We start from the raw sequence: 20,330 nt of genomic DNA on the forward strand, positions 1-20,330 counted from the left end.
CAAACCTGTGATATTGTTCGCACAACGGCTCATGGAGGATAACATGCGTCTGCAGCACATTCTAATCCCGGCGGCGCTTTGCTCGCTGGTCGCCGCATCGGCCTATTCCGAGGAGACGGACCGCTATCGGCTCGAAAAGTCCGCCAACGGCTATGTCCGCATGGACACCCAGACCGGCGCCATGTCGATCTGCGAGGAGCGCTCCGGCCAGCTCGTCTGCAAGTTGGCCGCCGACGAGCGCTCCGCCTTCCAGGACGAGATCGACCGGCTGCAGAGCACGGTGAAGGCACTCGACGAGCGCGTCGCGAAGCTCGAGAACTCGCTCTCGGCCCGGCTGGAGTCCCAACTGCCGAGCGAGGAGGATTTCAACAAGACGATGAGCTACATGGAGCGCTTCTTCCGCAGCTTCATGGATATCGTCAAGGACATCGACAGGCAGGAAGGCGACGGTGGCACGAAGCCCAGCCCGCAAAAGACCTGAGCTCCCGGGAAAAAGCCTGCGCGCGCGGCCTTTGCTGCTTGAAAACGCGCCGCGCCGCCGCATAATCGTTCCGATCCCTTAAGAAAGCACACAATCAGCAATGGGATCCGGGGAGGAGTATTTGCCGTCGGGCCACACTTTCGTCATTGCCGACGACCATCCGCTGTTTCGCGGCGCACTAAAGGAAGCGCTCGCCGGCATAGGCGATGTCGCCGCCATCCATGAGGCCGGCGATTTCGAAAGCGCCAAGGCGCTGGTCGTCGCCAATGAAGACATCGACATGGTGCTGCTCGATCTGTCGATGCCGGGCGCCAGCGGCCTGTCCGGACTGATCTCGCTGCGCGGCATCCATGCCTCGGTGCCGCTGGTGGTGGTGTCGGCTCATGACGATCCAGCCACCATCCGCCGCGCGCTCGATCTCGGCGCGTCCGGCTTCATCTCCAAATCGGCAAGCATGGAGGAGATACGCAGCGCCGTCCTGACTGTGCTTGCCGGCGATATCGCAGCACCCGCCGGCATCGAGCTCGGCGTCGAGCGCGACCCGGAGATTTCCGATCTGATCAAGCGCCTGCAGGCGCTGACGCCGCAGCAGACGAGGGTGCTCGGCATGTTGGCCGAAGGCCTGCTCAACAAGCAGATCGCCTATGAGCTCGGCGTCTCCGAAGCCACCATCAAGGCGCATGTTTCGGCTATATTGCAGAAGCTCGGCGTCGACAGCCGCACCCAGGCGGTCATCCAGCTTTCCAAGATCGGCGGCGACCCGCTGCAGCCGGTGAGCTGATCATTCCGCCGCGGGCGCCAGTGCCCTGACCCTTGCCATCATCGAGCGCAGCACGGCAGGCTTCAGCGGCTTGTTGATCACCGGCACATCAAGCAGACCAGCAGCAGTGCGCACCTCGCTGGAGCGGTCTGCGGTGACCAGCACGCAGGGCAGATCCTTGCCGTAGGTGGCGCGCAGCCTGGCGATGGCGTCGAGCCCGGTACCGCCGTCGAGATGATAGTCGGCGAGCACCACATCCGGCCTTGCCGCACCCGGGCGCATCAGGTCCTGCGATCCCGAAGCGGTCTCGACGCTGCAGCCCCAGCCTTCGAGCAGCAGTCGCATGCCGTCGAGGATTCGCGCGTCATTGTCGATGCACAGCACATTGAGTCCGGCAAGTGAGGATGGCGCGCGCGCGGGCGCCTTTCCCGTCTCGCGCGGCGGCGCCGCGATCTCGGCGACCGGCAGGATGACGGAAAAACGCGTCCCCTTGCCGGGGTTGGAGAAGATGCGGATTTCGAGCCTGAGAACCCTGGCGATGCGGTCGACGATGGAAAGGCCAAGGCCAAGGCCCTCGGCCTCGCGCGCGCCCTCGTCCAACCGGGTGAATTCGTGGAAGACGGTGTTCAGCTTGTCGGCGGCAATGCCGATGCCGGTGTCGATCACCTGGATCTCGGCCAGCTCGCCGCGCCTTCTCACGCCGACCAATATGCGGCCTTCGCGCGTGTATTTGATCGCATTGGAAACGAGGTTCTGGATCAGCCGGCGAAGCAAATTGCGGTCGGTCATCACGCCGAGCGACGACGGCATGATTTTCAGGCCGAGCTTCTTTTCGGCGGCGAGCGGGCGAAAATCGTTGCCGATCTGGCCAAGCAGCCCGCCGAGGCTGAAGGCGGTGTCCTCGGGCTTCAACGCGCCGGCGTCGAGCCGCGATATGTCGAGCACCGCGCCGAGGATGGTCTCGACCGATTCCAGTGAGGATTCAATGTTGGTCGCGGCCCTGCCGGCGGGCCCCTTGCCGGCCTTTTCGATCAGCGAGGAGCAATAGAGCCTGGCGGCGTTGAGCGGCTGCAGGATGTCGTGGCCCGCGGAGGCGAGGAAGCGCGTCTTGCTGAGATTGGCCTCCTCGGCAAGCATCTGCGCCTGCGCCAGCTCCTCGTTGACGCGGGTGAGCTCGGCGGTGCGGCTCCTGACCCGCTGCTCCAGCGATTCATTGGCCCGCTTCAGCGCCAGGTCCTGCTCGACGCGGCCGGAAATGTCGGCATAGGTGGCGACGATGCCGCCGTCGGGCATCGGGTTGGAACGCAGCTCCAGGATGCGGCCGCTGGTCCTGAGCTCCATCTGCCAAGGACCGACGAAGCTGGTCAGCCGGTTGAGCATCGTCACCCGCTGGTCGGCGGCGATATCGCCGCGCTCGGCCAGATGCCGCAGGATCTGGTCGAGCGACACGCCCACTTGGCCCATCTCGTCAGGCAGATCGAACAGCGCCCGGTATTGCCGGTTCCAGCAGATCAGCCGCAAATCCCGGTCGAAGACGGTGATGCCCTGCTCCATCTGGTCGAGCGCGATCTGCAGCAGGTCGCGGTTGTGCTGCAGCGCCTCGGTGGCGTCGTCGAGCAGCCGGAAGGCATCCTTGGAGTCGCGGTCGTTGCGGCGGAACAGCAGCGACAGGATCAGCCGCGCCGACGACGACCCGACGGCGCTCGCCAGCAACTGCTCCGAGAAACGGATGACGTCCATGCTGGCCTGTTCCTTGCCGTGCAGGGAGACGTTCGCGTTCTTCTCGAAGGACTGGAAGGAGCGCTCGGTGCGCTCGACGCCGAGATAGCGGGAAATCGTATCCTTGAGGTCATTGACCGTGACCGCGGTGCGGAAGCGGCGCAGGCTTGGCATCGGCCCCGCCTCGCGCGGCACGAAGATCGCCGCCTGGATGCGCTCCAGCGGCACCGATGCGCGGGACAGCGAACCCATCACGAAGAACAGCGTGTTGACTGACAGGCTCCACAGCACGCCGTGGTTCAGCGGCTCGCCGAGGGTGCCGAACAGCGCCTGGGGTCTCAGCGCCTCGAAGCCGAACAGTCCATGGACGACAAAGTCGGAGCCGGGACCGACGAGCGAAGGGAGCAGCAGCGTGTAACCCCAGACCGCGATGCCGGCGACCATGCCGAGCGCGGCGCCCCGGCCATTGGCGCGGCGCCAGATCAGCCCGCCGATCAGGGCGGGCGCGAATTGCGCGATCGCTGCGAAGGACATCAGCCCGATCGAGGACAGCCGCGCGCTGTTGGTGCTCTCGCGGTAATAGAGGAAGGCGATGAACAGCATGATGAAAATCGACGCTCGCCGAACGTTCAGGATCAGCGTCGACCAGTCTTCGTTCTCCGAAGAAGTGGTCTTGAGCAATCGACGCACGAACAGCGGGATGACGAGATCGTTGGAAATCATGATCGACAGCGCCACGCTCTCGACGATGACCATGGCGGTGGCCGCCGACAGGCCGCCGATGAAGGCGATCATCGCCAGCACGTCGTGGCCGCTGAAAAGCGGCAGCGACAGGACGTAGAGGTCGCTGCTGGTCCTTGCGCTGACCAGCGACAGCCCGGCAAAGGCGATCGGCAGGACGAAGAGGTTGATCGCCACGAGATAGAGCGGAAACACCCAGGTCGCGGTGCGCAGCTCGGCCTCGCTGCGATTCTCGACGATGGTGACGTAGAATTGGCGCGGCAGCATCAGGATGGCGAAGCCGCTCAAGGTCGTCAGCACAAGCCAGGTGACCAAGGACGTGTTGTAGCCCATCGCCTGGCGCACCTCGGCATTCGCCCCGAGCGTCGCCAGCATGTCGCCGGGGCCGCCGAAGATGAGAAACGTGACCATAAGGCCTATGGCGAGGAAGGCGGCGAGCTTGACCACCGTCTCGACCGCGACCGCCAGCACCAGCCCGTCCTGGTGCTCGGTGGCGTCGGCGTGGCGGGTGCCGAACAGGACCGCAAACAGCGCCAGCAGCATCGCCACCACCAGCGAGATGTCGCTTACAAAAGGATCAAAGGAAGGCGGCGATCCCGTATAGTGCTCGATCATCAGGCTGACCGAGCCGGAGATCGCCTTGAGCTGCAGCGCGATATAGGGCACGGCGCCGACCGTGGCGATCAGGGTCGCGATCGCCGCGACGGCAAAACTCTTGCCGTAGCGGGCGCCGAGAAAGTCCGCAATCGAGGTGATCTTTTCGCTCTTTGCCAGCCGGACGATGCGGTTGAGCAGCGGGAAGCCGAACACGAAGACCAGCACCGGGCCGGTGTAGATGCCGAGGAATTCGAGACCCCGCTCGGAGGAGAGCCCGACCGAGCCGAAGAAGGTCCAGGAGGTGCAGTAGATGGCGAGGCTGAGCGCATAAATGGAGGGCCGTGCGCGGCCGAGTCCGGCTGCCACGGAGCGCCGGTCGCCGACGCTGGCGATGGCAAAAAGCAGCGTCACATAGGCGATCGCGATGATGACGACGAACCAGCCTTGCACGGTTCGAACTTCCTTCCTGACCGGCTGCTCGTCCGGTTATCAAACGCAACCACAGCATTGACGCCAAGTCCACCGCGGCTTTCGGCGCATAGGTGCTTGGTGACGCCCAGAAGCGCGAACCGGTTAGGCACAAACCGGCGGCTCCGCCCTTTTTCCGGTTTTGCAACTGGGGGTTTTTGTTATTGTGGCTTCGGGGCCGGCGCCGGAGAGCCGGGGCGGCAGCGCGGCCCGTTATGGCAAGGAGGGTCGGATGCTGAAAGAATTCCAGGAATTCATCTCCAAGGGCAATGTGATGGACTTGGCCGTCGCCGTCATCATCGGCGCCGCCTTCGGCAAGATCGTCGATTCGCTGGTCGGCGACATCATCATGCCGATCATCGGCGCGATTTCCGGCGGGCTTGACTTCAACAATTACTTCTTTGGGCTGTCCTCCAATGTCCACTCGGCCACGCTGGCCGAAGCCAAGAAAGAGGGCGCCGTTTTCGCTTATGGCAGCTTCATCACCGTCGTGCTGAATTTTCTGATCCTCGCCTTCATCATTTTCCTGATGGTCAAGGCGGTGAACAATCTGCGCAGGCGGCTGGAGCGAGAGAAGCCCGCGCCTGCCGCGGCGCCGCCGCCGGCGGATGTCCAGCTTCTGACCGAAATCCGCGACCTGCTCGCCAGGAAATAACGCATCCAACGTTCTCGCTGGACCAAAACCCCGGCCGCTTGCGGCTGGGGTTTTCTGTTCGGTGATCTGGTAAGAGCGCAGCAAAACGAGCACGGATTTTGTCCATGACCCTGATTGAGACCTTGCGCGCCGAAGCCCGTGCTGCCCCCGAAAGCGGCATTGTCGCCGTCGTCAATCACGGCCGCTTGCGCGAAGGCCTGATCCCGCTCTGGGCCGGAGAGGGCGACCTGCCGACGCCTTCCTTCATCAGCGATGCCGCCGCAGGCGGCCTCGCCAATGGCGAGACCTTCTACACCTGGCAGAAGGGCATTCCCGAGCTCAGGCAGGCGCTCGCCCGCTACTATGCCAGGCATTTCGGCCAGCGCTTCGCCGAGGAAGAATTCATCGTCACCGGCTCGGGCATGCATGCCATTCAACTGGCCATCGACGCGATCGCCGGCAGCGGCGACGAGGTCGTCTATCTCTCGCCGGCGTGGCCGAATTTCGCTGCCGCCGCCGGTGTCGCCGGCGCTGTTCCCGTGCCGGTCACGCTCGACCAGTCCGGGAATGGCTGGTCCTGCGATGTCGACAAGATTGCAGCCGCCATCACGCCGCGTACCAAGGCGCTGTTCATCAATACCCCCTCGAACCCGACCGGCTGGACAGCCGACAAGGAAACGCTTCAAGCGATCCTCGATCTGGCCCGCACGAAGAAGCTTTGGATCATCGCCGACGAGATCTATGCGCTGTTCCACTATGGCCACGGCCGCGCGCCGTCTTTCCTCGATATCGCAACGGCGGAAGACCGCATCCTGTTCGTCAACAGCTTCTCCAAGAACTGGGCGATGACCGGCTGGCGAGTCGGCTGGATCAAGACGCATCCGGCGCTGCAGCAGGTGTTCGAGAACCTGATCCAGTATTCGACCTCGGGCGTCGCCCAGTTCATGCAGCGCGGCGCGGTTGCGGCCCTCGACAAGGGTGACGGCTTTATCGTCGAGCAGGTGGAGCGGGCACGTGCGGCGCGCGATCTGGTCTGCGACATCCTGGCTGCCACCGGCAAGGCGCGCTTCACCGTGCCGCAAGGTGCGTTCTACCTGTTCTTCACCGTCGACGGCATCACCGATTCCCGCGCCGCCGCCTTCGACATCGTCGACAACGCCAATGTCGGGCTGGCGCCCGGCACGGCCTTCGGCCCCGGCGGGGAGGCCTTCCTCAGGCTATGCTTCCACCGCCGCCTCGATCAGCTCGAGGAAGCGGCAAATCGCCTGGCGAAATGGATGAAGACGGTGTGAGACGGGCGGCTTCAGCCGCCTGACTTCGGCACCAGGAGTGGAATAACCCGGTCGCTCTTGGCGACGGCCGGACGGCCGGAGGCGGCATAGGGGATGCCGAGCGCATCCCAGGTCTCGACCAGCGCGTCCTGCAGTTCGGCGATCAGCGCGTCCGAATGGAACGGGGTGGGCGTGATGCGCAGCCGTTCGGTGCCGCGCGGCACCGTCGGATAGTTGATCGGCTGGATGTAGATGCCGTGGACGCCGAGCAGGCGGTCGCTCGCCATCTTGCAAAGCTCGGGATCGCCGACCAGCACCGGCACGATATGGGTGGCCGATTCCATCACCGGCAGCCCGGCCGCGGCAAGCACCTGCTTGGCCCGCGCTGCCTGGCGCAGCTGGGCGTCGCGCTCGGCCTGCGAGCGCTTCAGATGCCTGATCGAGGTGGTGGCGGCCGCCGCGATCGCGGGCGGCAGCGCGGTGGTGAAGATGAAGCCCGGCGCATAGGAGCGCACCGCGTCGATCACAGCGCTCGTGCCGGTGATGTAGCCGCCCAGCGTGCCGAAGGCCTTGGCCAGCGTCCCCTCGATGATGTCGATGCGGTCGGCAAGACCCTCGCGCTCGGTGATGCCGCCGCCGCGCGCACCGTACATGCCGACAGCATGAACCTCGTCGATATAGGTCAGGGCGTTGTAGCGCTCGGCGAGCTCGACGATCTGCTTGATCGGCGCGATGTCGCCGTCCATCGAATAGACGCTTTCGAAGACGATCAGCTTGGCGCGCTCGCGTCCTGCCGCCTGCAGCAGGCTTTCCAGATGCGCAACGTCGTTGTGGCGGAAGATCTTCTTCTCGGCCCCGGAACGCCGCACGCCTTCGATCATCGAGGCATGGTTCAACTCGTCCGAGATGAGCAGGCAGTTGGGCAAGAGCCTGGCGATGGTCGAGATCGAGGCTTCGTTGGAAACGAAACCGGAGGTGAAGACCAGCGCCGCCTCTTTGTCGTGCAGGTCGGCGAGCTCATGCTCCAGCTCGACCAGCGGGTTGGACGTGCCGGAAATGTTGCGGGTGCCGCCAGCGCCCGAGCCCATCCGGCCTGCCGCGTTCTGGAAGGCGGCGATGACGTCCGGATTCTGGCCCATGCCGAGATAGTCGTTGGAGCACCAGACGGTGATTTCCTGGGCGCGACCGTTGGAGCGCCAGATGGCGCGTGGAAACTTGCCCACGATGCGCTCGAGGTCGGCGAAAACGCGGTAGCGCCGCTCGGCATGGAGCTGGTCGATCGCGTCTTCGAAGAACCGCTGGTAGTTCATGTCGGCTTCCCAATTTTGCGCCGGATCATAGTCACGGGCCTATATTACGTCCACCGCGCCGCACCGGTCAAAATGCCACGCCCCGCGCCTGTTCCTAACGATGCCGGATCATGGCCTATTCCCGGGGATGTGAACCAGCTTTGTTTCGGTACGATGCCTCGGGCAGGCGGAACTGTTACAGACTTAACACTAAAATGGGAGGCTAATGGGCTTACGGCGGGGTTTCCAGCACGGCGGCTGTTGAGACAGTTTCCGATAATCTTGATCAGCGAGGTAAGCGATGACGGTTTTGGTGACGGGCGGTGCCGGCTATATCGGCAGCCACATGGTCTGGGAGCTTTTGGACGCCGGCGAAAGCGTCGTCGTGCTCGACAGGCTTTCCACCGGCTTCGAATGGGCGGTGGCGCCGGAGGCGAAGCTCGTCGTCGGCGACGTCGCCGATCGCGATCTGGTCGGCCGGATCATCCGGGAAAACAAGGTCGACGCCATCATCCATTTCGCCGGCTCGATCGTGGTGCCGGAATCGGTCGCCGATCCGCTCGGCTATTACGAGAACAACACCTGCAAGACGCGCGCGCTCATCGAAACCGCCGTGCGCGAGGGCGTGCCGCATTTCATCTTCTCGTCCACCGCAGCCGTCTATGGCGGCGCCGGGCTGGAGCCGGTGCGCGAGGATGCCCGGCTGGCGCCGGAATCGCCTTACGGCCTCTCCAAGCTGATGAGCGAGTGGATGCTGCGCGATGCCGCGATTGCGCACGACATCCGCTACACGGCGCTGCGCTATTTCAATGTCGCCGGCGCCGATCCCAAGGGCCGCACCGGACAGTCGACGCCCGGCGCCACGCATCTGATCAAGGTCGCCTGCGAGACGGCCCTCGGCAAGCGGCCATTCATGCAGGTCTTCGGCAAGGACTATCCGACACCGGACGGCACCTGCATCCGCGACTACATCCATGTCAGCGATCTGGCGGCGGCGCACCGGTTGGCACTGCAGCGGCTGCGCGATGGCGGGGAGAGCCTCGTCGCCAATTGCGGCTACAGCCACGGCTATTCGGTGCTGGAAGTGATCGACAGCGTGCGCCGCGCCTTCGGCCATGATTTCGACGTTCGCATGGGTGCGCGACGGCCGGGCGACGCCGCCGCCGTGGTCGCCAATTCCGACCTTGCCCGCAAGGAGTTCGGCTGGACGCCGCAGCGCGACGATCTCGACCAGATCGTCAAGGATGCGCTGGCCTGGGAACGCATCCTGACGACCAAGAACTCCGTTCGAAACTAAGCAGTTCAGGAAAGTGTGTAGCGGTTGGGTTCGGCGACTTCGCCGTAGCCTTCGTCCCGGAATTGCGTAATGAGACTGACCTGTTGGGCCAAGGGCTCGTCCGGCGAGTTTAGACGCGGTATTGAGGCTCATGCGGTGGTGTGCCGAAGGCGCACTGTTGGAATGAGCCTTGAGGGACGGCATGAAGGTCTTGGTGCTCGGCGCCGGCGTGATTGGCACGGCGGCCGCCCACTATCTGGCTAAAGACGGTCATGAGGTGACGGTGATCGAGCGCCATGAGGCAGCGGCGCGCGGCACCAGCCAGTCGAACGCCGGCCTGGTCTCGCCGGGCGACGCCACCGCCTGGGCCTCGCCGGCGGCGCTCAAGACCTTTCTGCGCGCGCTCTGGAACCATGACCTCGGCATCAAGGTCCGGCTGCGCCTCGATCCGTATTTCTATGCCTGGAGCCTGCGCTTCCTGCGCGAGTGCACCGTAGCGCGCCTGCGCGCCAACACCGACGTCAAGCTGAAGCTCGCGCTCTATTCGCGCGACTGCATCAATGCGCTCTCGGAGGCGACCGGCATCCATTACGACGAACGCAAGAAAGGCATCCTCTACTTCTTCCGCTCGCAGAAAAGCTTCGACACCGGCACCGACAATTACCGCTACCTCGGCGAGCGCGGCCTGCCGATCGAGATCGTCGGCCGCGACCGCTTGGCCGAGCTGGAGCCGGGCCTTGCCAGCGTGAAGGACAAGATCGCCGGCGGCATCTATTCTCCAATCGACCAGACCGGCGATTCCAAGCAATTCGTCGACAAGCTCGCCGCCTATGCGGCCGAGAAGCTCGGCGTCAGGTTCCTGTTCGGCACGACAATCGAGGGCCTCGACATCGAGGGCGACCGGGTGCGAGCCGTGATGACCTCGGCCGGACCGGTTGCGGGCGACGCCGTCGTCATCTCGATGGGAGCCGAAAGCGGCCTGTTCGGCCGCCGCTACGGCATCGACCTGCCCGTCTACCCGGTGAAGGGCTACACCGTGACCGTCCCGCTCGAGGACGAGAGCAAGGGCCCGACCATGGGCGGCGCCGACGAGGACCGGCTGATCGGCTATTCGAGGCTGGGCAACCGGCTGCGGATGTCCTCGACGGCGGAATTCATAGGCTTCGATCGCAGCTTCAAGCCGCGTGATTTCAGAACCATCCTGGAAACCGGCAAGGACCTGTTCCCGGGCGCCTTCGACGAGAAGAAGGCGCTGCTTTGGGCAGGCCTGAGGCCGATGATGCCGAGTTCCGTGCCCATCTTCGGTCAGGCGAAATACCGCAACCTCTATCTCGACACCGGCCACGGCCATCTCGGCTGGACCATGGCTTGCGGCTCGGGAAAATTCCTGTCCGACCTCGTCGCCGGCCGCAAGCCCGAGATCGATCCGCAAGGGTTGCTTTACGCGACATCGGGCTGAGACGTTCGGTGCGCAAGTTGCCACTGGCCTATGTCGGCGCTGGTCGGCGCGACCTGTCAAGTTGTGGCAAATACCATGGCGGGGATCATGTCCCGACGACCCGCTGCCACGCTCGCGCGTAATCATGCCAAGCCGGATCTGCGGGTGGCTCGGTCCGCTCGCCTTTGCTGATGACGGTAGCGCCGTCTGACGCCAGCAGTGCCGCGCCGATGCTCGTTCCTGTCGACGTCTCCGACGCAATGACAGCCCGTCCCGTTGCCGCCGCCAGCATGCGGATAAAAAGCGGGTTCCGCGCAAAGGGCCCTTCGACCGTCGTCGGCCCGTCGCCGCCAATCAACTCCAGGCAGGTCACGGTCATCAGCGCCAGATAGAACGAGATTGCGGTGAAGCGCTGGCCGGGAGGCAAGCCCTCGGCGTTGACCCATTGCGCGGCGCGGTGAGGGAATGGCCCGGAGCCTTGTTGGGTTGACGGCAGAAGCGATGCTTTTCGTGCCAGCACAGCGGCAACATCGGCCTCGGTCCAGTCCTGCGCCTGGCCCTCGGTCAGCAGCGAAAACTCGCGTCCACCCATGAAGCGCGCCGACGGCACGGGATCGCCGAGCGCATTGACATTGACCAGCGTGTCGCGCGCCGCATCGAGCTCGACCTTCTTGCCGCCGACCGCCATCGACACCACCCATGTGCCGGTCGAGACGACGGAGAAGGGCGGCCGATCGGACAACAGATGCGGCAGAAGCGAGGCGTTGGAGTCGTGCAGGCCGCAGAACACGGGAGTCGCGGGGTCGAGCCCTGTGAGTCGGGCAATCGCCGGCAGGATCGATCCGAGCCTGTCCTTCGCCCGACGCACGGGCGCCATCAGCGGACGCCAGCCCATCCTGTCGACCAGCGAGGAATAGTCGGACGTCCAGGGGTTCCACAGATCGGTGTGGCAGCCCAGCGATGTCACTTCGTTGGCGGCGACGCCGGTCAGCCGCAGCGCCCAATATTGCGGATACATCAGCATCGCGGCGGACTTGGCGAATTCCACTGGAAAGCGCTTTTGCTGCCAGAAGAATTGCGCGCCGAGATTGAGGCCGATCGGCAACCGCGGCGTGCCTGTTTCGGCGAAGGGAGGGCGCACGGCGTCGTAGTCGGCCGCAAGCTGGTCGGGGCTGTTAAATTCATAGTCGAGCACCGGCAGCACCAGTTCGCCGGCGGCGTCGACCAGCGCCCCGGTCGCGCCATGCGTGGTGATCGAGATCGCATCGATCCGCCGTTCGCGGTTGAGATCGGCGAGGCTGTTCAGGATGAACGTCCACAGCGCCTCGACATCGTGATGCGGGTAGGGCGCCTGCCAAACGGGCGCGTTCGCGGTGCGGCGCAGCGCGATCTCGCTCGGCTTCGTGAGCTCGACCAGCGCCACCTTGGCGTTGGTCTTGCCGATATCGATGACGGCGACGTGGCGGATCATGCCATATGGAACATGGTTTCCAGCGGCACCGCCACCGGCTCATTGTCGGGTTTGGTTTCCATGAGGTCGGCCATATGCGCCCACCAGCGCTGCATAACAGGATGTTTCGGCAGGTCGGCCATGCCGTGATCGTCACGTCGCCACAGCACGCCGAAGAGGATGCTGGTCTCCTCGTCGAGATGGATCGAATAGTCGGAGACGCCGGCCTCTCTCAGCAGCTCCGCCAGTTCAGGCCAGATCTCGGCATGGCGGCGCTTGTACTCGGCCTTCATGCCGGGATTGAGCTTCATCTTGAAGGCGTATTTCTCCATCAGCCGAAACGTCCTTCGCGCAGCCGCCGCCAGACGATCGGCAGCGCAATGACGATGATCAGCAGCAGGCCGATGAAGATCGACATGACGATGCCGGGCACGTTGAGCAGGCCGAGGCCGAAGGTCACCAGCCCCATGATGAAGGCGGCAAGAACCACGCCGAGGATGCTGCCGGCGCCGCCGAGGATCGACACACCTCCCAGCACCACCATGGTGATGGCCTCCAGCTCATAGCCCTGCGCAATCGACGGCCTTGTCGAGCCGAGCCGCGACGTGATCAGCACCGAGGCGATGCCCGACATCAGCCCGGTGAGGCAAAACAGGATGAATTTGATGCGGTCGACGCGCACACCGGAGAACTGGCAGGCGACCGGATTGTTGCCAATGGCAAAGACGCGGCGGCCGAAGCTCGTGCGATGCAGCACGAACCAGTAGACCAGCGCCGCGAAAAGGAACAACGCCAGCTCGAACGAGAAGACCCACCAGACATAACCCTGGCCGAAGAAGGCGAAACTCTCCGGATATCCCTTATAGGCCTGGTCGCCGAGGATGATGAAGGCGATGCCGCGAAACAGGCTCATCGTGCCGATGGTGACGACGATGGAAGGCAGGCCGAGCCTGGTGACGAGCAATCCGTTGAAGGCGCCGCAGCCGAGCCCCACGGCGATGCCGATCGCGACCAGCACCGGCGTGCCTGCGCCCGCCTGCGCCGCCATGCCCATCATCGTCGAAGCGAGCGCGACAATCGCGGCAACCGACAGGTCGATCTCGCCCGAGATGATCAGCAGCGCCATTGCAAGCGCAATCAGGCCCTTTTCGGTGAAGTTGAAGGTCAGATCCGAGAGCGACCACGGGTCGAGGAAATAGGGCGAGGCGAAGCTGTTCACCGCGAAGATGAGGATCGCGATGACGACGAGCAGTGCCTCCCAGGAAAAGATCGCCGAAGAAAGCGGCTTGTCGAGCCGGTCGGGGATATGGCGCGGGGCAGGGGTGTCGGTCATGCCGCTTCCGCCTTTCTGAGGATGATGCGACCCTGCCGGCGCTCGCCGCGCGCGTTGAGCACCACGGCCAGGATGATGGCGCTGCCCGAGATCGCCATCTGCCAGAAGGGCGAGATGTTGATGACCGGCAGCGCGTTGGAGATGATGCCGAGGAAGAGCGCGCCGAGCACCGCGCCGCCGACCGAGCCAATGCCGCCGGCGATCGAGATGCCGCCGATGACGCAGGCGGCGATGATGTTGAGCTCGTAGCCGTTGGCGACTTCGACCGAGGCGATCACGTAGCGCGAGATCCATAAGTACCCGGCTAGCCCGCCGATCATGCCGGAAATGCAAAAGACGATGAACTTGGTGCGGCCGACATCGATGCCGGCATAGACCGAGGCGGTCGGGTTGACGCCGATGGCATAGATCGAGCGGCCGATCTGCGTGCGCGTCATCGCCAGAAAGAACAGCGCAATGACGAGAAGCGCGATCCACGACAGGACCGGCAGGCCGAGGAAGGCGGCGCGCTGGAAGTTGATGAAGTCGGGGCTCATCTGGTCGGCATTGACCCAGGCGCCGCCGGAGACGACGAAGGTGGCGCCGCGATAGATGGTGAGCGTGCCGAGCGTGACCACGATGGACGGGATATTCAGCCGCCACACCAGGAAGCCGTTGATGGCGCCGAGCAGGAGGCCGACAAGCAGTGCGATGACGATCAGCACCGGGATCGGGATCGCCGGATGGGCAGCGTTGAGCATCGCCACCACCATGCCGGTGAAGCAGAGGTTGGACGCCATCGACAGATCGATCGAGCGCGTCAGGATCACCACCATCTGGCCGAGCGCCAGGATCATCAGGATCGAGGTGTCGTTGAACACCTGGCGCAGATTGGCCGGATCGGCAAAACCGGGGAAGCGGGTCGAGATCAGCCCGATCAACAGGACGATGCCGGCGAGCAGCCAGATCTCGCGATATTTGAGAAAATTCTTCATGCCGCGATCCCCGCTGCGGTCCTGACCAGCGTCTCGGCGTCGAGGCCTTTGTTGTCGTAGGTGGCCGCGATACGGCCTTCACGCATGACCACGACCCGGTCGGACATGCCGAGGATTTCCGGCAGTTCCGAGGAGACCATGATCACCGATAGCCCCTGCGCCACGAGCTCGGCCATGAAGCCGTGCACAGCGGCTTTGGAGCCGATGTCGATGCCCTTGGTCGGCTCGTCGAGGATGATGACCTTCGGCGTCGTCGCCAGCCATTTGGCGATGACCACCTTCTGCTGGTTGCCGCCGGAAAGCGTGCCGACATCCTGGCTGAGCGACGAGGCGCGCAGGTCCAGCCGCTCGGTGTAGGAGCGGGCAAGTGAGAACTCTTCCGCCAGCTTGAGCACGCCGGATTTCGAGGTGCGCGCCAGCGAAGGCAGCGACACGTTCTGAAAGATCGGCAGGCCGATGACGACACCCTGCTTGCCGCGCTCTTCCGGCACATAGACGATGCCGGCCTTGATCGAATCCGCCGCCGATTTCGGCGCGATTGAGTTGCCGTCCAGCGAAATCGTGCCGCGGCTGGTGCGCGTGATCCCGGCGATCGCCTGCATCACCTCGCTGCGGCCGGCACCGACCAGGCCATAGAAGCCGAGGATTTCGCCCTTGCGCAATTCGAAGCCGATATCGTCGAACTCGGTCGGGTGCGACAGGCGGGAGACCGACAGCACCGGCGCGCCGATCTTCGGCTCGCGCTGCGGAAAGATGTGGTCGACGTTGCGGCCGACCATCATACGCACGATCTCGTTCTGGCCGGTGTCCTTGAGCAGGCCTTCGCCCACCATCTCGCCGTCGCGGAAGACGGTGTAGCGATCGGCGATGCGGTAGATCTCGTCGAACTTGTGGCTGATGAAGAGCACCGCCTTGCCTTCGCTCTTCAGGAATTCGATCAAGAGGAAAAGCTCCTCGATCTCCTTCATCGAAAGTGCGGCGGTCGGCTCGTCCATGATGACGATGCGCGCGTCGATGGACATGGCGCGCGCCACCGCCACCAGATGCTTGTTGGCGATGCCGAGGTCCTTCAGGCGGGTGTCGGCGTCGATGTGACCGGCGCGCATCGTCTCCAGCACCTCGCGCGCATTTTTGCGCATGGTGCGCCAGTCGATGGTGCCGAAGCGGGTGCGCGGCGCATGGCCGAGGAAGATGTTTTCGGCGACCGAAAGGTCGTCGAACAGCACCGTCTCCTGATGGATGGCGGTGATGCCGTGGCCGAAGGCGGCATGCGCGCTGGGCAGCGTCGTGGCCTGGCCGTCGATGCTGATTTCGCCGGCGTCGGGCTGGTAGATGCCGGTCATGATCTTGACCAGCGTCGACTTGCCGGCGCCGTTCTCGCCGATCAGCGCCGTCACCTGTCCGGGATAGAGCGACAGGCTGACATTGTGCAGCGCCCGAACGCCCGGAAAACTCTTGGAGATGCCTAAGAGCGTCAGGCGCGGGGCCAATTTGTCCTCGCCCTCGCGGGGAGGGTCGCGAACAACGTGAGCGGGATGGGGGTTGTCTAGCATATCAAGTTAAGGTCCTGGTGCATGGAAGCGTCGTCACCCCCGCCCCGTCTCGCCAGTTTTGCTTCGCGACACCGCCTCGCCGACCCTCCCCACAAGGGGGAGGGTGCAAGCTCCTCAGATCAATAGATCTTTGAGAACTTCTCGATGTTGGTCTTGTCGAACTGGAAGGGCGGAGCCATCGCAGCCGAGTTGGTGTCGTCGAGCGTCACCTTGCCGACGCGGCCGATCGACAGCGTGGCGCCGGGCTTGGCCTCTTCTTTCTTCACCGCCAGGTCATGCGCGAGATAGATCGCCGAGTAGCCGAGGTCGATCGGGTTCCACAGCGCGACCGCCTGGCTGGCGCCGTTGTCGATGAACTTCTTGAACTCCGACGGCAGCGCGAGGCCGGTGACGTTGACCTTGCCGATCAGGTTCTCGTCGGTGACGACCTGCGCGGCGGCAACGACGCCGACGGTGGTCGGCGCGATGATCGCCTTGAGGTTCGGATAGGATTTCAACAGGCCCTTGGCTTCGTCGGTGCTCTTGGCGGAGTCGTCGTCGCCATAGACGGTGGCGACCAGCTTGATCTTCGGGAACTTCTCCGGCAGCACCTTCTTGGCCGCTTCGATCCAGGCATTCTGGTTGGTCGCGGTCGAGGATGCCGAGAGGATGGCGACATCGCCGCCTTCCGGCAGGTAGTCGGCGGCGAGCTTGATGATGGTCTCGCCGATCAAATTGGTGTCGGACGGGTTGAGGTGGAGCTGGCGGCCTTCCTTGGCGACGCCGGAGTCCCACGAGATCACGGTGATGCCGCGATCCATCGCCTTCTTCAGCACCGGCACCAGCGCATCGGCGTCATTGGCCGAGACGGCGATGGCATTGACCTTCTGCGCGATCAGCGAGTTGATCACCTCGATCTGTGCCTCCGCCGTCGCTTTGGTCGGACCGGTATAGATCACGTCGACGTCGCCCAGTTCCTTGGCCGCTTCCTCGGCGCCCTTGTTGGCGGCGTCGAAGAAGCCGTTGCCGAGCGACTTCACGACCAGCGCGATCTTGACGTTCTCGGCATAGGCGCCATTCACGAACATGGCGGCGGAAAAGGCCGCCGTGACCAGCAGTTTCTTCAAAAAGCTCATCGAATATCCTCCCTTGAGCGTTGCATTCCATCGCCGCTGCGGGCGCGAGTCGTCCTCAGGCCTGCAGTGAAGATTCTTCCTTGTCGCTTGACTGTTTGCGGGCGACGATCAGCGCCACGCCCGCGGTTTCCAGCATCTTGGCTTCGCGGTCGTCGATGCCGTCGTCGGTGATCACGGTCGTGATGCGCGACAGCCCGCACAGGATCAGGCTGGAGCGCATGCGGAATTTCGAGGAATCGACCAGCACCACCAGCTCGTCGGCCTGGTCGATCAGTTTTTGCTCCGCCTGGATCAGCAGCGGGTCGCCTTCCATCAGGCCGAGCGGTCCCAACCCTTGAGCGCCCATGAACATGCGCCGCGCATAGAAATTGCGCGTCACGTCATTGTCGAAGGGCGACAGGATGATGTTCTGCTCGCGATAGATCGTGCCGCCCGACAGCATCACCGTGTTCTTCGAGTGCTTGAGCAGGTGCTCGGCGATCGGGAACGAATTGGTGAAGATCGGCATGCGGCGGCCGGTCAGGAAATGCACCATCTGGAAGGTCGTAGTGCCGCCGTTGATGATGATCGGCTCGCCGTCCTTGCACAGGTTCACCGCTTCGCGGGCGATCGCCCGCTTCTGTGCGGCGTTCAGCGTCTCGTTGACCGAGAAGGGCCGGCCGGCAAGGCCGATGACTTGCGGCGGTGAGATCGCCTCGGCGCCGCCGCGCACCCGGCGCAGGCGTTTTTGCACATGCAGCGCCGCGATGTCGCGCCGGATCGTCGCCTCGGAGGAGTCGGTCAGGTCGACCATTTCCTGCACCGTCACCACAGGCTTTTCCTGGACGGCGGACAAAATGATCCTGTGGCGCTCTTTCTCGTGCATGGTTCCTCCCTGCCTGGCTATCAGGCACCAGAAAACGCGCAGTGTCAATCATTTCCGATCACATATTTTCATTGTGCAGTGCAATATGATCGATTTTGATCGTTTGTGATTGACAAGAGGCCCAGTTGCGTAGACATTCCAGCCAGAATTGGACTGCTCATTTTTAGCGTCCCAAGGGAGGATACCTATGCTCGACAAGCGCTCCGGCTCGCGCCTCGCCAATTTGTGGGACGATGCAAAGGCCGAAGGGATGAGCGGTCCCGAGCTTCTGGTCTATCGCTCGAACACGCTGGGTTCAGACAAGCGCGTCACCAATTATGGCGGCGGCAACACCTCGTCCAAGGTCTGGCAGAAAGACCCGCTGACCGGTGAGGACGTCCAGGTCCTGTGGGTCAAGGGCTCGGGCGGCGACAGCGCCTCGATCAAGCTCGACGGGTTTGCAACCCTCTACATGGACAAGCTGCGCGCGCTGAAGAGCCTCTATCGCGGCGTCGACCACGAGGATGAGATGGTGGGCTATCTGCCCCACTGCACCTTCAACCTCAATCCGCGCGCGGCCTCCATCGACACGCCGCTGCATGCCTTCGTGCCGAAGGCTTGCGTCGACCACATGCATCCCGATGCCATTATCGCGATTGCCGCGGCGAAGGACTCCAGAGCGATCACGAAAGAGGTGTTTGGCGAGGCCATCGGCTGGCTGCCCTGGAAGCGGCCGGGCTTCGAGCTTGGGCTGTGGCTGGAGAAATTCTGCCGCGAGAACCCCGACGCCAAGGGCGTGGTTCTCGAAAGCCACGGCCTGTTCACCTGGGGCGACACGCCGAAGGAATGCTACGAAACGACGACTTCGGTGATCAACCAGGCGATCGACTGGTTCGAGCGCAAATCCGAGGGCAAGGCGATCTTCGGCGGCGAGATGGTGAAGGCGCTCGACGCGCCGGCACGGCGTGCCATTGCCGCGAAACTCATGCCGAGAATCCGCGGCCTGATCTCGGAAAAGAGCCATAAGCTCGGCCATTTCGACGACCAGCCGGCAGTGCTCGAATTCGTCAATTCGAAAGACCTGCGCCCGCTGGCGGCCCTGGGCACGTCCTGCCCGGACCATTTCCTGCGCACCAAGATCCGGCCATTGGTGATCGAGTTCGATCCGGCAAGGCCGGATGTCGATGCCGTCATCGCGCGCCTCGCCGACGACATTGCAGCGTATCGCGTCGGTTACCAGGCCTACTACGACAGCTGCAAACATCCGGACTCGCCCGCCATCCGCGATCCGAACGCGGTCGTCTATCTGATGCCGGGCGTCGGCATGTTCACTTTCGCCGGCGACAAGGCGACGGCGCGCATCTCCGGCGAGTTCTACGTCAACGCCATCAACGTCATGCGCGGCGCCTCGACGGTCTCGTCCTATGTCGGCCTGCCGGCACAGGAGGCCTTCGACATCGAATACTGGCAGTTGGAAGAAGCCAAGCTCCAGCGCCTGCCGAAGCCGAAGGCGCTGGCGGGACAGATCGCCCTGGTCACCGGCGGTGCCGGCGGCATCGGCCGCGCCACGGCCAACCGGCTGCTCCGCGAAGGCGCCTGCGTCGTGCTGGCCGATATCGATGAGACCGCGCTTGCCGGCGCTCACGAAGAGCTGTCGAAAGCCTACGGCAAAGACTTCGTCCGTCCGGTGCGGATCGACGTGACCTCGGAAGATCAGGTCACGTCGGGCTTTGCCGAAACTTCGGTCGAGTTCGGCGGCATCGACATTCTGGTTTCCAATGCCGGCCTGGCCTCCTCGGCGCCGATCGAGGAAACGACGCTGGCGTTGTGGAACAAGAATATGGACATCCTGTCGACCGGCTATTTCCTCGTTTCGCGCGAGGCTTTCCGGCTGTTCCGCGCGCAGAAGATCGGCGGCAATGTCGTCTTCGTCGCCTCCAAGAACGGCCTTGCCGCTTCGCCCAACGCCGCCGCTTACTGCACGGCCAAGGCGGCCGAGATCCATCTCGCGCGCTGTCTCGCGCTTGAGGGTGCGGAGGCGCAGATCAGGGTCAACGTCGTCAATCCGGACGCCGTGCTGCGCGGCTCCAAGATCTGGACCGGCGAATGGAAGGAACAGCGCGCCGCCGCCTACAAGATGTCGACCGACGATCTCGAGGAGCATTACCGGTCGCGTTCGATGCTGAAACGCTCGGTATTTCCGGAAGATATCGCCGAAGCGATCTACTTCTTCGCTTCCGACATGTCGGCCAAGTCGACCGGCAACATCGTCAATGTCGACGCCGGCAACGCGCAGAGCTTTACGCGGTAAATTGTCAGAGCCAGCGCTGCCCCTCACCCTTACCCTCTCCCCATAAGAACGGGGAGAGGGGGCGCCAGCGCTGGAG

The 20,330-nt window shown here is 63.9% G+C and carries 16 protein-coding genes; 7 read left to right on the forward strand and 9 right to left on the reverse strand.

Features of this window, described 5'->3' with window-relative positions:
• Positions 1–43: 43 nt before the first annotated feature.
• The gene (locus P9230_RS09255) at positions 44–481 is read left to right on the forward strand and encodes a hypothetical protein (protein WP_066996874.1); all 438 of its coding nucleotides are present in this window, start codon (positions 44–46) and stop codon (positions 479–481) included.
• A 121-nt stretch (positions 482–602) separates the two neighbouring features.
• On the forward strand, positions 603–1,262 hold the full coding sequence (locus tag P9230_RS09260) for a response regulator transcription factor (protein WP_066996819.1): 660 nt from the start codon (positions 603–605) through the stop codon (positions 1,260–1,262).
• Here the strand turns inward: P9230_RS09260 and P9230_RS09265 are convergent, their stop codons facing one another.
• A complete protein-coding gene (locus P9230_RS09265) occupies positions 1,263–4,748 on the reverse strand; it encodes a PAS domain-containing hybrid sensor histidine kinase/response regulator (protein WP_278118569.1) in 3,486 nt (1,161 codons plus the stop codon).
• A gap of 250 nt (positions 4,749–4,998) precedes the next feature.
• Here P9230_RS09265 and mscL point away from each other — a divergent pair, with 250 nt between their 5' ends.
• Together mscL and P9230_RS09275 are read left to right on the forward strand one after the other, a co-directional pair.
• Positions 4,999–5,421 carry a large conductance mechanosensitive channel protein MscL gene (mscL, locus tag P9230_RS09270; RefSeq protein ID WP_278118571.1) on the forward strand — a complete coding sequence of 141 codons (423 nt, stop codon included), beginning with the start codon at positions 4,999–5,001 and terminating at the stop codon, positions 5,419–5,421.
• A 104-nt stretch (positions 5,422–5,525) separates the two neighbouring features.
• The gene (locus P9230_RS09275) at positions 5,526–6,692 is read left to right on the forward strand and encodes a pyridoxal phosphate-dependent aminotransferase (RefSeq protein WP_278113210.1); all 1,167 of its coding nucleotides are present in this window, start codon (positions 5,526–5,528) and stop codon (positions 6,690–6,692) included.
• A gap of 11 nt (positions 6,693–6,703) precedes the next feature.
• On the opposite strand, the gene hemA is transcribed toward P9230_RS09275, so the two are convergent.
• The gene (hemA, locus tag P9230_RS09280) at positions 6,704–7,981 is read right to left on the reverse strand and encodes a 5-aminolevulinate synthase (protein WP_278118573.1); all 1,278 of its coding nucleotides are present in this window, start codon (positions 7,979–7,981) and stop codon (positions 6,704–6,706) included.
• Positions 7,982–8,261: 280 nt separating this feature from the next.
• On the opposite strand from hemA, the gene galE reads away from it, so the two are divergent.
• Complete coding sequence (gene galE, locus P9230_RS09285) at positions 8,262–9,257, forward strand: UDP-glucose 4-epimerase GalE (RefSeq protein ID WP_095777447.1); 996 nt, start codon at positions 8,262–8,264, stop codon at positions 9,255–9,257.
• 181 nt (positions 9,258–9,438) lie between these two features.
• Positions 9,439–10,695, forward strand: coding sequence for a D-amino acid dehydrogenase (locus tag P9230_RS09290; RefSeq protein WP_278118576.1), 1,257 nt, complete (start codon positions 9,439–9,441; stop codon positions 10,693–10,695).
• Positions 10,696–10,780: 85 nt separating this feature from the next.
• Here the strand turns inward: P9230_RS09290 and P9230_RS09295 are convergent, their stop codons facing one another.
• The 7 genes from P9230_RS09295 to P9230_RS09325 all read right to left on the reverse strand — a co-directional run bounded on the left by P9230_RS09295 (position 10,781) and on the right by P9230_RS09325 (position 17,964).
• Positions 10,781–12,145 (reverse strand): FGGY-family carbohydrate kinase, encoded by a 1,365-nt coding sequence (locus P9230_RS09295; protein WP_127324993.1) that lies wholly within the window; start codon positions 12,143–12,145, stop codon positions 10,781–10,783.
• Positions 12,142–12,456, reverse strand: coding sequence for an L-rhamnose mutarotase (gene rhaM / locus P9230_RS09300; protein ID WP_164746900.1), 315 nt, complete (start codon positions 12,454–12,456; stop codon positions 12,142–12,144). Before rhaM ends, P9230_RS09295 begins: the two co-directional genes overlap by 4 nt.
• Positions 12,456–13,457 (reverse strand): ABC transporter permease, encoded by a 1,002-nt coding sequence (locus P9230_RS09305; RefSeq protein ID WP_127241508.1) that lies wholly within the window; start codon positions 13,455–13,457, stop codon positions 12,456–12,458. The genes rhaM and P9230_RS09305 overlap by 1 nt, the downstream gene beginning before the upstream one ends.
• Complete coding sequence (locus P9230_RS09310) at positions 13,454–14,431, reverse strand: ABC transporter permease (protein WP_067322800.1); 978 nt, start codon at positions 14,429–14,431, stop codon at positions 13,454–13,456. The genes P9230_RS09305 and P9230_RS09310 overlap by 4 nt, the downstream gene beginning before the upstream one ends.
• Entirely contained in the window at positions 14,428–15,984 is a 1,557-nt protein-coding gene (locus P9230_RS09315; RefSeq protein WP_278113202.1) for a sugar ABC transporter ATP-binding protein, read from the reverse strand. Before P9230_RS09315 ends, P9230_RS09310 begins: the two co-directional genes overlap by 4 nt.
• A gap of 119 nt (positions 15,985–16,103) precedes the next feature.
• On the reverse strand, positions 16,104–17,099 hold the full coding sequence (gene rhaS, locus P9230_RS09320; protein WP_095782942.1) for a rhamnose ABC transporter substrate-binding protein: 996 nt from the start codon (positions 17,097–17,099) through the stop codon (positions 16,104–16,106).
• 55 nt (positions 17,100–17,154) lie between these two features.
• Positions 17,155–17,964: a DeoR/GlpR family DNA-binding transcription regulator gene (locus P9230_RS09325; protein ID WP_095777439.1), complete on the reverse strand. Its 810-nt coding sequence runs from the start codon at positions 17,962–17,964 to the stop codon at positions 17,155–17,157.
• Between the two features lie 187 nt (positions 17,965–18,151).
• Here P9230_RS09325 and P9230_RS09330 point away from each other — a divergent pair, with 187 nt between their 5' ends.
• Positions 18,152–20,254, forward strand: coding sequence for a bifunctional rhamnulose-1-phosphate aldolase/short-chain dehydrogenase (locus tag P9230_RS09330; RefSeq protein WP_278118578.1), 2,103 nt, complete (start codon positions 18,152–18,154; stop codon positions 20,252–20,254).
• The last annotated feature ends 76 nt before the right edge of the window (positions 20,255–20,330 follow it).

This window comes from Mesorhizobium sp. WSM4887 (genome assembly GCF_029625865.1).
GTDB lineage: Bacteria > Pseudomonadota > Alphaproteobacteria > Rhizobiales > Rhizobiaceae > Mesorhizobium.

Bases quoted from the DNA above. Each gene is read 5' to 3' on its own strand.
- hemA (WP_278118573.1), bottom strand. From the start codon at position 7,981: ATGAACTACCAGCGGTTCTTCGAAGACGCGATCGACCAGCTCCATGCC.
- P9230_RS09275 (WP_278113210.1), top strand. From the start codon at position 5,526: ATGACCCTGATTGAGACCTTGCGCGCCGAAGCCCGTGCTGCCCCCGAA.
- P9230_RS09305 (WP_127241508.1), bottom strand. From the start codon at position 13,457: ATGACCGACACCCCTGCCCCGCGCCATATCCCCGACCGGCTCGACAAG.
- rhaM (WP_164746900.1), bottom strand. From the start codon at position 12,456: ATGGAGAAATACGCCTTCAAGATGAAGCTCAATCCCGGCATGAAGGCC.
- P9230_RS09315 (WP_278113202.1), bottom strand. From the start codon at position 15,984: ATGCTAGACAACCCCCATCCCGCTCACGTTGTTCGCGACCCTCCCCGC.
- P9230_RS09325 (WP_095777439.1), bottom strand. From the start codon at position 17,964: ATGCACGAGAAAGAGCGCCACAGGATCATTTTGTCCGCCGTCCAGGAA.
- rhaS (WP_095782942.1), bottom strand. From the start codon at position 17,099: ATGAGCTTTTTGAAGAAACTGCTGGTCACGGCGGCCTTTTCCGCCGCC.
- P9230_RS09290 (WP_278118576.1), top strand. From the start codon at position 9,439: ATGAAGGTCTTGGTGCTCGGCGCCGGCGTGATTGGCACGGCGGCCGCC.
- P9230_RS09310 (WP_067322800.1), bottom strand. From the start codon at position 14,431: ATGAAGAATTTTCTCAAATATCGCGAGATCTGGCTGCTCGCCGGCATC.
- mscL (WP_278118571.1), top strand. From the start codon at position 4,999: ATGCTGAAAGAATTCCAGGAATTCATCTCCAAGGGCAATGTGATGGAC.
- P9230_RS09330 (WP_278118578.1), top strand. From the start codon at position 18,152: ATGCTCGACAAGCGCTCCGGCTCGCGCCTCGCCAATTTGTGGGACGAT.
- P9230_RS09295 (WP_127324993.1), bottom strand. From the start codon at position 12,145: ATGATCCGCCACGTCGCCGTCATCGATATCGGCAAGACCAACGCCAAG.
- P9230_RS09255 (WP_066996874.1), top strand. From the start codon at position 44: ATGCGTCTGCAGCACATTCTAATCCCGGCGGCGCTTTGCTCGCTGGTC.
- galE (WP_095777447.1), top strand. From the start codon at position 8,262: ATGACGGTTTTGGTGACGGGCGGTGCCGGCTATATCGGCAGCCACATG.